We start from the raw sequence: 12,846 nt of genomic DNA, 5'->3' as shown, positions 1-12,846 counted from the left end.
CCCACACGGGCCTTTCAGATCGGATGTGGGATGAATAGCCGGACAAAAAGAGTGCATCCGACGCATTGTCCCGTGAACTACCTACACTATATTGCCAGGTCGGTGTAGGTAGTTCACATTATCCTCAAACCTTGTAAGAGTGGCAAGTTCATACTTTAGTACAGGGCTGTCGCAAAGCTTTTGAGAACGAGACTTGGTGGTGGACATCATTGCCAATTGAAAATGATTAATCGGTAGGTCGCAAATAAGTAATTTGCTTTTTTGTTAGAATTTGAACTGTGTTAACCAGACTTGCATTTTCGCTCTAAGACTGAGAAAATAACCAGGGATCTATGAAATCTATTCATAAACATCGATAGTTTTCAAGCATTCCAAATTATGTGAAATATAAAGAAAAGTGATGAAAGACAAATTCCAGCTTCCAAATTTAGAACATCTTACTGAGGAATCGAAAGTCAAGTTTGTGCATTTCCCTGAAAAAACGATCTATTTTTGTTTCGCTCATGAAATTCCCTACGGTTGCTTTTGTAATTTCTCGCCACATGATTTTATATTGGATAACTTGTATTGGAAAACCAGCGAACACTATTTTCAAGCACAGAAGTTTGTAGGCACACCTTATTTTGAAAAAGTGCTGCAGGCGAAAACCCCTTTAGAAGCAGCAAACATTGGTGGCGATCGCTCCCTCCCCCTCCGTCTAGACTGGAGACAAGTCAAAGATGAGGTCATGAAAAAAGCAGTTTTAGCAAAATTCCAAAACCATGCAGATATTCGAGATATTCTGCTCTCGACTGGTCATCAACTACTGATAGAAACTACATCGCATGACTACTACTGGGGTTGCGGAGAAGATGGTAGTGGTAAAAATCGATTAGGGCAGATTTTGATGGAAGTCCGAACTATACTTCGTCATTCTAGTTAATCCTAACGACGAAGCTGACATGACAAAGAAACGCTTTCAACTATAGTTTACAAGTTTACAACTACAACACCTGTTTTAATCACAACAAAGTAAACAATCTGCCCCATGATCTTTTTGAGGCAATTTAGACCTTAAAACATGAGTTAAACGTGGTTATCTTGGCGCACTACTATCAAAAGTGCCGATCACATTGGGGACTCTTTAGGACTTTCACAGCAAGGTAGCAGTACGAATGCTGACCTGATTGTTTTTACTAATGTTCACTTCACGGCAGAAACTACCAAAATTCTAAGTTTTGTTACTTATAGACAAATACTCTATAATCTTAACCACTCACCGATTGATAAAATTGTTGATGGTAAGTTTTGAGCCAGTAAAAATAAATTTTTATGACCCAAATTGAAATAATAACAATCGGTAATGAAGTTTTAATTGGAGATGTTCTTGATACGAACACTAACTGGATTTCTAAGAGAATGACAGGTATGGGTGGATTGGTGAAACGTGCAGTGTTAGTTCGAGACAACTTGAATGCGATCGCCAAAGAAATTGAGTCAGCAATAGAGCAAAAGATAGACTTGATTATTACAATAGGAGGTTTGGGACCTACGATAGATGATATGACGCTTGAAGCTGTTGCTCAGGCGACAAATCACTCTTTAGAACTGAACGCTGAAGCTATATCTTTTGTAAAAACAAGATACGAATACTTTGCAAGTCAAGGATATGTTGATAGCTCTGAAATGACACCAGCTAGAAAAAAGATGGGTATTCTACCTAGAGATGCCACTCCTATCGAAAATCCTGTTGGAGCCGCACCAGCAGTGATTTTGAAAGTACAAAACTCCACGATAATTTGTCTACCTGGTGTACCTACAGAATTAAAGAAAATTTTTGAAGAGCCTTTGCAGCCAATCCTCAAAACTATATTTGGTAACAGTGTATTTATTGAAATAATTGTCATTGTTAATTGTAATGACGAATCAATTTTAGCTCCTATTATCAAGAAAGTTTTTGAAAACCATCAGGATAAAACTTACATAAAATCAAGACCTAAGATTTTTGGTTCCGATGTTAAGTTAAGAGTTATTATTTCTGGTACTGGTAATTCTAAAGAAGAAGTAGAACATAATTTAAATAGAACGCTACAAGAACTCAAAGAAGAATTACTCTTAGCGGGTATATCGATAGATTCTATCTCAAACTAAGTTTTCTTTTAATCAACCTTCCCAGACTACATTCATCCGTGAGAGGTAAAGGTAATTGATATCTTGCACCATTCTCAACAAGACCTAAAAAACCGGGTTTCTAAACGGAAAATTAAGGTTTTAAAGTGTTGTCATTCTCAAGAAACCACAGGTTTGACCTTGGTGCAAGATATAAGTAAAGGTAATTGATATCTTGCACCATTCTCAACAAGATCCAAAAAACCGGGTTTCTGAACCAGAAATTAAGGTTTCTACGAGTAGGTCTTCTCAAGAAACCTGGTTTTTCAATCAGGTGCAAGATCTGAGTAAACTCTAGTTAAAAATAGTTACTGATATTAAATTTATCTATGGGTTCAGTTATAATGTTACTTCTTCCTATTAGCTGACTTAAAACTAAAATACCTGCTTGGTGAAGAGTATCACCTCCATTTGATGCTGAGTAATACTCCAAAACATAAGGATTAATATTGTTTTCAAAAAAATCAATAGCAGTTTTTAAGACACAACCTTCAGTATCAATTCCACAAATAAAAACTGTTTGAATATCCCTTTTTTTGAGAAAACTAAGAGTTTCTTCATTGCAACCAGTATATATGTATTTATGAAAAATAATTTTTGCAAATGGCTGAATTTCATCAACAAGTTTTTGCTCTGTTTCTGAAAAAAGTTTATTCCAATTTAGATATCTTACATAAGGACTTTCAAAGGTATTTAGAAATTTTGTGAAGATCACATACTCAAATATATTTTGTTCTAATAAAGACTTCACCCGTTGTATAACATGACTTGTATTTGGAGCTATGAACCCGTTTTGAATATCAATGACAAATAGGCAGAAGTTCATATTGTTAGAGGGGACAACGCGTCGCATGGAAAAGGAGTGCCTTATGCATCGTATCGTCATGTATTAGATAGTCTATTGTACATCGTGAAGAAATTTTACAGAAAGCTCGTCTCTTAAGTAAAACGAAGAGCTAACTCTGAGTACTACTTTAGTAGTGCAAAATCTCTAATTTTGCACTTAGCAAACAAAACTCAGGGTATTATATGCCGATTCGTCGCAATATTTACAAGATTTTAGAGGATGGTGGCTCAGAAATTGCCGCTTATCGTAAAGGTGTAGAAGTGATGAAAGCCCGTTCCAATGCCAATTTAAACGATCCAACTGGGTGGATATTTCAGGCAAACATTCACGGGACTTCACAAAGCAATCCTACCTTTGGTCAATTTTGGAATCAGTGTCAGCACCGAAGCTTCTTCTTTTTGTCCTGGCATCGAATGTATATTTACTTTTTCGAGCGAATTGTGCGCTCTGCATCAGGAGATTCAAGCTTTTCACTTCCCTACTGGAATTATTCTGAGCCAAATCAACGTGTTTTACCAGAGCCGTTTCGCATTCCTGCAAATAGTTCAAATACGTTGTATGTGAGTCAGCGGAGTGCTCGAAGCAATCGAGGTGAACCATTACCAGAAAGCTCAGTTGACAATAGACCTGCTTTGAGGTATACTAACTTCCTCTCTGATATCGGTTCTTTGGCTCCTTCTTTTGGTGGTGGCGTGGTGCGTCAGCCAATACAGTTTGCGAATCCTAGTGTTACAGGGCAACTAGAAAACCTGCCTCACGATGTTATTCATGTGAATATAGGAGGAGCAGGTTGGATGAGTGATCCTAGGTTAGCTGCTCGTGACCCAATTTTTTGGCTCCATCACTGCAATATTGATCGATTATGGGAACAGTGGTTGAGCCAAGGTCAAGGTCGTTCCAATCCAGTCGATAATTCAACATGGATGGATACTAAGTTTATCTTCTTTGATGAAAATGGTCAGCAACAGGAAATGTCAGGTAAAGATATCCTAGATACAGGTTCGCAGTTGAATTATGTTTATGACGAGCAGCCAAGGACTAGACCTTTAACAGAAAGTACAGTGTCATTTGTTCAACCGCCTTCAAACCCACCTGAGTTCCTTGGAGCTACGCCTGAAGGAGAAGTTATTCGGCTGAGCGCAAATACAGCTGAATTTTCAATCTCTCCCGTTGCTCAAAGAGGATTTAGCACTACCGAAAGAGCAGTCAACCAGAGAGTTATTCTTGTATTCGAGGGTATTGAGTATGACACGCCACCCGGCGTGAATTATGAGGTATATCTCAATCTGCCGGATGAAGACTCCGCATCGAAACAGGAGTACTATGTTGGCACTATAGGATTATTTGCAATGGAAGCTGATGCTCACTCACACGCTGGAGGTCACTCTGGGCATGATGAGCACATGACTCACGAGCATGGCAGCCATAACACTGATGAAACAGATTCTGAGCATAGCAGCCATGACACTAATGAAACACATCCAAAACCAACAGTTGTATTGGAAGCAACTCCAGTCGTAGAGGCGCTACGACAACGGGGTGAATGGTCTGGTCAATTCCGAATTAGCTTACTAACAACTTACCAGGATCAGCCACTTTCCGAAGTACGCTTCCAGAAAATTTCTGTTTATACTTTTTAACTTGAGGGATAAAGGTGGAGACCAAACAAAGTTGTCTTCACTTTTATATCTTTTTTTACTATTCATTAGAACACATGAACGGTCTATAAATAAAGAGGAACAATCGCACATTATTAACGTCTTAAATATGACTTTAACCTTATAATACGCATACCAATAGGTAAAAAAAAACCAGAAACAATCTCGGTAACAGCACGTCAAATACACTAAGAAAAAAACAAAAGGATTCTACTATGACTCGCTTTCATCGTTGGAAAACAGGAACCGCTGCACTTATAGTAATGGCAATCACAACAGGAACCATTGCACCTATGTTTCTGTTTGCTCCTGCTTCTGCACAAGAAATTTTTCGTGGGCAAAGAACACAAACACAAACAGGAAGAGTTTCAATTCCTGCTGGAGTCACACTACCAGTGACATATGACAAAGATAAAATTGTTGTCACTCCTGATGAAACGACATCTATAAAACTGAAGATAGCAAGAAACATTGTAGACAGATCCGGAAATGTATTAATTCCAGAAGGGAGTGAAGTTGAAGGAAAACTGCAACCAATTACCCAAAATGGTGAAAAAGGGACTTATTTTGTTGCTCAAGATATCTTGCTTCCCAATGGTGAGCGTCAGTCTATTAATGCAACTTCTCGGATTGCAACCAAAAAGGAAACAATTACTAAAGGAAGTGGAACTGATAAATTAATACAGGATGCTGCTATTGGTGCAGGTGCTGCTAGTGTGATTTCACTGTTAACAGGTAACCAAAAAATTGAAGCTCTCGAACCTATACTTGGTGCAGGTGCAGGTGCTGCTGCAAGTCTTCTACTGCGACGCAAAAAAGCTGAAGTTATCGTCATTGAACCTCAACGAGGAGATTTGAATCTCACACTACGCTCTAATTTGTTAGTATCTCGTGGCTACTACTAGTACGTCGCAGCCCAAATAAAGCAATTGGAATGCCTAAAAGACTTATAAAATTTTGGTTCTTTCTTTTGAATGCGTGATTTTTGAATGCGTGACTTTTGCCTTGTGGTACTAGGTTTCTCCTCATTGAGTTCGTAAGTTTGATCGATTTGCAGTACAACAGTTATCAACAAACAAGGCAGACGGCAGCTATGCTGAAGCGAAGAAGATTTGACTTGTTTGTTCTATTCATCACGGGTGGTGCGCCGCCAGTGAGGCGCTCTTAAAGGGCTGGGTGGTGTATTATGCCATCGCTCTCACACTACCAAGGGGTTGCCAGAAGAGCAACCCCTCATCTTTTTTGGAGAGGAAACAAAGGCGATCCTTTTTAGGACTTACGCAAAAACTCTTTTAAACTCTCTTAACTTCGTGCTCTTTGCGTCCTTTGCGGTTTATTTTTTCATTATTTTGCGTAAGTCCTGCTTTTAAAGGAGCAGTATTGGGCTTGTGCATCGCCTGGGCGATCGCCAATCAAAGATTAGTTCTCTAAATTTTTTTCAAGGCAAACACTTCGTGCTTTGGGCTTATCGCTTACAATTTACACAAAAAGAACATTGAAGTATATTTTTATCCTGATGAGTCGCAGTTATAAAAGAAGTAAGGAATAACGAGTTATGAGTTATTGGTTACACAAGAAATGTGCTTTGTGGATTTAAAGCTCGCTCAACAAAATGATTTGTATGTTTATGCAAGGCAGAACATACTAGATATTCTTATTTCAGTGCCACGTTTAGTCGGCGTGGATTTACTCAACTCCTAATACTCTATACTCAGCATTATCGAAGTAAAATTTTTAGTACAATTTTTAATTGACCTGCAACTATTTTTTCGATAGCACGTCTTGCAACTATAGACATAAATTGTCTTTCATTTGGCGAAATATTTCGGAAAGTAAACGGCGTCTACCTTAAAAATCGTAGTTTTTTGTAATGGGACTAAAACTCAGAACTCAAGCCAAGTAGAGAATAATATACTGTCCTTAAAAATTTTATGTTTGAAAATGGACAGGATTTTTCAACTGAATAAAGTCCAAATCATCAGAGAAAGGATAAAAGTGAAAAATGAATAACTTCATTTTTCGTAACTTATTCTTGATTGACTGTTATCGCTCAATGAAACTATTAAGTGAAGCCTGGGTGTGTTGGAACCTCTGAATTCTAAGGTAGTCTAAATAACTAACAGAAAAGAGCAGATTTTGTGGGGAGTACGAATATAATGTTTGGTCACTTTCGTTGGCAATCTGGATGTGCTGCCTTCATGGCTTTGGGCATAACAGCAGGAATTATCGCACCTCTAGTGACACCTACAGCTTCTTTCGCCCAAACAAGTTTTAGTGATGTTCAATCCGACTATTGGGCAGCAGGGTTTATTCGAGAACTAGCACAGCGGGGTGTTATTGCGGGCTTTCCAGATGGTACCTTTCGCCCAGAAGTGCCAGTCACCCGCGCTCAATTTGCTGCCATGATTGGTAAAGCTTTCCGAAAAGCACCAGAACGGCAAGCAGTCAGATTTGACGATGTACCAAGCAACTCCTGGGCATTGAGTGCGATTCAGGATGCATATACCACTGGTTTTTTATCTGGATATCCTGGCAATCGTTTCGAGCCTAACCAAAATATTCCTCGCGAGCAGGTTTTAGTTTCTCTCTCTAGCGGTCTAGATTACAACGCTAGCGGTAATATTGAAAGCACCCTACAGTATTACAATGACGCCAATAATATTTCTGGCTATGCCCGTAGCCCTGTGGCTGCAGCGACTGAAAAGCAAATTGTCGTAAACTACCCTAATGTTAAGTTTTTAAGCCCCAATGCAACTGCAACTCGGGCACAAGTAGCAGCTTTTATCTACCAAGCATTGGTGAGTTCCAATCAAGCCGCAGCAATTAACTCACCCTACATTGTGGCTTTTGGCGAACCGACTCCATCAAAACCAGTAGCGGTGACAATTCCTGAAGGAACTGTTATCCCCATAAAATATGAAAAAGCAGAAAAAATTCTTGTCACTAAGGATGAAACAGCACCTTTAACCCTTACTGTGGCGCAAAATGTGATCACTGATAAAGGAACTGTAGTCATTCCAGCGGGCAGTCAAGTAGTTGGTGAGCTCCGTCCCGTCAAAAACAAAGGTGGTTCTCAATTCTTTGCCCAAAAACTCATTTTAACCAACAATGGTCAGGAGTATCCAATCAATGCAACTTCTGAACCGATTACCAAGACTGAAACTGTCAAAAAGGGTATCAATACAAAAACAGTTCTTAAGAATACTGCACTCGGCGCGGGCGCAGCTGCTGCGGTTTCACTTGTGACAGGCGATAAGGCTATTGCTGCGGGAGAAATTCTAGGCGGGGCTACTATTGGTGGATTAATTGGTTTGTTCTTTGGTAAGAATAGTGTGGACTTAATCGCCATTGATCCAAACACTGATTTGCAAATGACTATTGATCAGAATTTTCAGATTTCGTTGAAATAGTTTTTTAGTGAGTTATTAGTAGAGTGGGCTTTTTTATACAGCAGATGTGTCTTTTAGTCAACTCAAAAGCGCTGTCAAACATATTTGCTTGCTAAGTATTGGCAACAGGTAACCAAATAATAAAAGTCGTTCCAGGTGCATCAGGTGATGAGGTTAGCGAAGTTAAAGCAGGGCTGAAAACTTGTATTTCACCCTGCATTTTTTCTATGAGCTGTTTAGCAATTGATAATCCCAACCCTGTACCAGGAATTTCCGTCTGGGCTTGAACACCCCGGTAATGACGCTCTCCTAGATGCTCTAAATCTTGTGGTGGAATACCAGGACCTGTATCACTTATAGCAATTCCCTGAAAATCAGCTTTTTCTTGTCCCGTCTGAATTAGAATTTTGCCGCCAGTAGGAGTGTATTTCAAAGCATTGTCAATAATATTGCTAAGTACCTCTCGTAATGCTTTTGGGTTAGCGCGTACCAGGGGTAAGTTAGGAGGAATTTCAGAAACAAGTTGCAAATTTCTCTCTAGAGCAATGACTCTGGCTGATATTAACAATGGTTCTAATATATCTAATACAGAACAATCAACCTCTTTGTCTCCTGTACCAGGTAACAAGAGTGGTGCTATGAAGTCTTTTTTTGCGTTTGCTTCTTTTCGGACTTCTTTTTGGGGTAGCGCCAATGGTTCTAAATCTTCTGTTGTTAAATCAATCACTTCATCAAACTGTTGCAACAATTCTTTGAGGCGATCGCTTTCTCGCACAATACTAACTGCTACCTCCCGGTTAGTATCGCTTGGTCGCAGTCGTTTCACCAACAGTTTACCAAAAGTACGCAATGCTGTTAACGGGTTGCGAAACTGATGCAATAAATTATCGAGTAAATCTTGCTGCTTTTCTTGAAAAATTTGTTGTTGCTGCAACTGCTGGTGTAACCATGCCCGACGCTGATCCAAAATACAGGCAAGTGATAGGGTTCGGGCAATCCGTTCTATTTCACTTCTTTCTTGTTCATTCCAGGCTCGGTCTTCTCTGACTGTGACGAGTAACCCCATCATCACATCTTCATGAACAAGAGGTAAAACAATTTGATCGCCTCTCAATAAATATTCTTCCTCTGTTGAATGCGGTGGTGCTGCATCTGGTGTCGCATTTTCTCGTGATTGGGCGGGAAAGTCTTCTGCTGGTTTTAATAACCTTCTATTATGGCGGTTGTATTTACGGTTGAACACACCACCCTTACGAGAATGCAGTGTTTTATCTATGGTGGTGGAGGCTGAACGATAAAAATCCCAATTAGAAGTTGAGATAGGTATTGACGTGGGCAATTCCAAAGCACTCACTTCCTGCTGTTCCACTTTTGTTTCTGGATAAACCACCACAGGAATAAGCTTTGCTTCACTTGTCGAAACTCCTATCAATTCTTGCGTTAAATAGACAACACTCAAAGATGCTTCCAGCCCTTGGGCTAACAGTGCCAATTGCTCTCGGCATAGAGCCACAAATTCAGAACTGGCAGACATTAACATTTCAAGAGCCCTTATTTTAAGACGACAGACTATACGGACGAAAAACAACAGAAGTTAGCTTTTTCCATTTAACAAAGCTTAACTGAATCTTGCAACTAACGGCTCGTTCCAAGGAATTATCTTGTTTACCAAAAAGGTACTCAGCAACTCCTGACTTAGTAGCCGCTCAGAATGAGCGAAGGGTACATTTCAGTACACTTTGTGTCGTAAGTTACATAACTTGCGTTTTGGAGAAAGCGCATTCTTTGCGTGAAGAGCAAAAAATTTTTCCTTGTTTAAATCCCATGCGACTTGACGACAGAGTTGCAACTAGTCGAAAAATTTGCTTCCAGATTCTATCTGTGGAGATATTTTGTGTTCTACCTTGGTGCATTATAGTCTCTCCTTAACGTTTTTTATACAAAAAAATAAATTAACTGTTTTGTATCAAAAGGTTAATAACTCTTGATTTTTTGAACTAGAACTTTTATAATTACGACGGTTTTTGTAGCTATCACTACAATCTATCTGCTTGTAAGAGGAGGTAAAGAAGGTTGGCAAGGAGACGAAAGAGGAAGAGTCGTCGTCGCCAGGAAGGACGGCGAATTTTAGAGCATGTGCCTCAATTCAGTATCGAAAGCGGCGAAGATAAGCCTGTGACAGCAGCTAGAAAATTTATTCAAGCTGAAGGGATCTTGCCACCGGCTTTGCTACTTGTAAAGCGAAATGAACACACAACAGACCGTTATTTTTGGGCTGAAAAGGGGCTGTTTGGTGCTCAATATGTTGAAGAAAATCACTTTTTATTTCCTAGCTTGAGGGTACTTGAAACCCCTCCAGGTCAGGAGCAACTAGCTGTTGCTAGTCGTTAAGTGCTAGTCATGGTGATCATAGAGTTTGAGTTTGACTCATGACAACCATTAACAAGCAAAATTGCTAGTTTTTTTTTAAGTTTCATTTTTTTTTAAGAATGCAGCTCACTTGCCAGTGTTAAGCTAGCAATTTTGTTTTTGCGACTATCAACTCTCATCAAACTTTGTGTTTGTATGAGTTGATCATTTAAGTATAAGAAACGACAGAGAGTGAGGATAGAGCGAACCTGTTCTGAGCAAAACTTTGGCACGCTCCGTTAAGCGATATGGCTTTTTTCTACAGTAAGTAGAGAAAGGCTGTCTATTGCGAGTCGTTTTACCTCCTCTCTCTATTCCGTTTGTTAAAAGTTAAAACATACAGAACTTACGCAAAGACTTTTTTGTCATACTCAAGAAATGTTGTATTGATAATTTGACTGGCTTGGAACGCTACCGAACTCAGAAACTCGCTGAGAACATACGACATGAATTAAACAACACTATGGCTATCAAGATTTTCACGCTCAACCAAAGCACTGGAGATTGGTGCGTTGGTTGTATCAATGGTCAATTTTGGACCCTGGTGAAAGATATAAGCCTAAATCAATAGATGGTAAAGCTTTATAGTCTGGATGGTTTTTGAGTAACTTTTGTACAGCATAATACGTCGCTTCAAACATGGTTACAACATCTGAAGCAGAAGGTTGAACAAGCAGCCTAACAACTGTGTTGCTGCGGATCGTAATTTGCTAGTACATAAGTTAATCAGCTTCTCGCTACAATTTTAAAATGCACTTGCCCTGTATCTGATAGTCATTTTTCATACTTGATGACTCCTATCAACGAGTAAGTCCTACGAGTAACCTTCCTTATAAGGAGTGTTTGGGTGAATAAAGCATTTGTGAAAAACTTTTTGGGATCGAAACAGGTAGCATCCGAAGTGGCACAGCGTGCCCAAAGATCTGTAAGAGCCTACAAGCAGTTTTTGGAAAAGCAAGGGTTTAAAGTCGGAGATTCATTTGAGCATCTGCCCAAGTCAGACAAAGAATCCTACGCCTTAGCCTACTCATGGGAGGAACTATTGGCAGACGATTATGAGGAATGTTTTAGCATATTTCGCTCTTCCGGGTCGTCAGGGCAAACCTTCTACTGGCCGCAGATGAAGTCAACCAGTCGGTCTTCACCCACTGCTTTGAGAATTTTTCTCGAAGACGCCTTCGCTGTTCACCAAAAAAAAACACTAGCCATTGTGGGATTTAGCCTGGGGAGCTGGATCGGTGGAGATGCAATGTCCTGGACTTTAAAAAGTATGGCAGTTGATACAACTTATCCCTTCTACGTATTCTCTCCAGGCAACAATCTCGATGAAATTATCGAAATGATCTGCAAAATGAGTCCCTTTGTGGATCAGATCATCGTGTTTCTAGTTCCATCAGCGATCGCCTATCTTCACCTCAAGGCAAGTCAGTTAAAGCAATCTCTCCCGTTAGATAAATTAAAGTACGTAGTTACTGGTGAACCTTTTCCTGAGAGCTTGCGAGTTTCTCTCCAGAACCGTGCAGGGGTTGGGGATGACACTCCATTTATGTTTTCCCTTTACGGGAGTGCTGATACAGGTACCCTTGGAGTTGAATCGCAAGCATCGGTAGCTCTGCGAAAACTGTTGTATCGAAACAATGCTCTGGCTACTGAGTTGGGTATAGAATCCCCAATTCCCCACTTCTTTCATTTCCTTGCTACTGACACTTTTCTGGAAACTGTCGATGGACACCTTTGCATAACCCGTTGGCAAGGAATTCCGCTAATACGCTACATTCTCTATGACCAAGTTTCCTTATATAGTTGGAAGGAATTGAAACAAGCCGTTCTTACCTCGAAGCATCTGGATTCCGGGAATGAAGCCCTGCTAGAAATTTTGTCATCTGCTAGCGAACAACTCCCGGACTTGTTGGCTGTCACAGGTCGAGCTGACAAATGTGTAATTCTTGGTGGTTCTAATTTCACAGAATATATGCTGGATGCAGCGGTCAAATGTGAAGAACTTGACGAGATTCTCACTGGATTATACCGCGCCCAGATGATTTATGAAGAGGATAGACAGTATCTTGCGTTTGACCTGGAAATTCGGCAAGATATTTCTCCCGATAAAGCAATGATTGATCGAGTTTATTACTCTCTCATGCAGTCTTTGGGTCGATTTCAGCCTATCTTCCTTACTTATTGGCAAAATATTTATAGTGCTTGGGACAACGACCCTACAAAGCGTATTCTCAGGCTGAATTTCATTCCTTGGCCTGGTTTATCTCAGACAACAAAAACAACCATTAAACAGAGGGGAATTATCAACTAAAAACACACAAGCAATTTTTGAGCAATTAGCGAGCGTCAACTCACTAGCTGATTCTGACCCTGTCCTACCCACTAAACGTTATCA

9 protein-coding genes and 1 pseudogene are annotated in these 12,846 nt (G+C 39.9%); 8 read left to right on the top strand and 2 right to left on the bottom strand.

The features are described 5' to 3' along the window. Nucleotides 1-400 precede the first annotated feature (400 nt). From DP117_RS01905 to DP117_RS01895, 3 genes and pseudogenes are all read left to right on the top strand, one after another. Nucleotides 401-922 carry an NADAR family protein gene (locus DP117_RS01905; RefSeq protein ID WP_169216644.1) on the top strand — a complete coding sequence of 174 codons (522 nt, stop codon included), beginning with the start codon at nt 401-403 and terminating at the stop codon, nt 920-922. Between the two features lie 98 nt (nt 923-1,020). Next, nucleotides 1,021-1,216, top strand: a pseudogene (gene nadA, locus DP117_RS01900) (quinolinate synthase NadA); the annotation flags it as partial. A 95-nt stretch (nt 1,217-1,311) separates the two neighbouring features. Continuing rightward, entirely contained in the window at nt 1,312-2,130 is an 819-nt protein-coding gene (locus tag DP117_RS01895) for a molybdopterin-binding protein (RefSeq protein ID WP_169216643.1), read from the top strand. Nucleotides 2,131-2,446: 316 nt separating this feature from the next. Here DP117_RS01895 and DP117_RS01890 read toward each other — a convergent pair whose 3' ends face one another. Then, nucleotides 2,447-3,001, bottom strand: coding sequence for an isochorismatase family cysteine hydrolase (locus DP117_RS01890; protein WP_169216642.1), 555 nt, complete (start codon nt 2,999-3,001; stop codon nt 2,447-2,449). 176 nt (nt 3,002-3,177) lie between these two features. Here DP117_RS01890 and DP117_RS01885 point away from each other — a divergent pair, with 176 nt between their 5' ends. The 3 genes from DP117_RS01885 to DP117_RS01875 all read left to right on the top strand — a co-directional run bounded on the left by DP117_RS01885 (nt 3,178) and on the right by DP117_RS01875 (nt 8,063). Beyond that, nucleotides 3,178-4,635, top strand: coding sequence for a tyrosinase family protein (locus tag DP117_RS01885; RefSeq protein WP_169216641.1), 1,458 nt, complete (start codon nt 3,178-3,180; stop codon nt 4,633-4,635). Nucleotides 4,636-4,868: 233 nt separating this feature from the next. Further along, entirely contained in the window at nt 4,869-5,558 is a 690-nt protein-coding gene (locus tag DP117_RS01880) for a conjugal transfer protein TrbI (protein WP_169216640.1), read from the top strand. A gap of 1,251 nt (nt 5,559-6,809) precedes the next feature. Then, the gene (locus tag DP117_RS01875; protein ID WP_169216639.1) at nt 6,810-8,063 is read left to right on the top strand and encodes an S-layer homology domain-containing protein; all 1,254 of its coding nucleotides are present in this window, start codon (nt 6,810-6,812) and stop codon (nt 8,061-8,063) included. 91 nt (nt 8,064-8,154) lie between these two features. Here DP117_RS01875 and DP117_RS01870 read toward each other — a convergent pair whose 3' ends face one another. Next, entirely contained in the window at nt 8,155-9,582 is a 1,428-nt protein-coding gene (locus DP117_RS01870) for a HAMP domain-containing sensor histidine kinase (RefSeq protein ID WP_248277487.1), read from the bottom strand. A 533-nt stretch (nt 9,583-10,115) separates the two neighbouring features. On the opposite strand from DP117_RS01870, the gene DP117_RS01865 reads away from it, so the two are divergent. Both DP117_RS01865 and DP117_RS01860 read left to right on the top strand, forming a co-directional pair. Next, entirely contained in the window at nt 10,116-10,433 is a 318-nt protein-coding gene (locus DP117_RS01865; protein WP_169216637.1) for a DUF3155 domain-containing protein, read from the top strand. An 865-nt stretch (nt 10,434-11,298) separates the two neighbouring features. Further along, complete coding sequence (locus tag DP117_RS01860) at nt 11,299-12,762, top strand: hypothetical protein (protein ID WP_169216636.1); 1,464 nt, start codon at nt 11,299-11,301, stop codon at nt 12,760-12,762. The last annotated feature ends 84 nt before the right edge of the window (nt 12,763-12,846 follow it).

The sequence above is a fragment of the Brasilonema sp. UFV-L1 genome (assembly GCF_012912105.1).
GTDB lineage: Bacteria > Cyanobacteriota > Cyanobacteriia > Cyanobacteriales > Nostocaceae > Brasilonema.
This window is presented reverse-complemented; position numbering and strand designations above follow the sequence as displayed.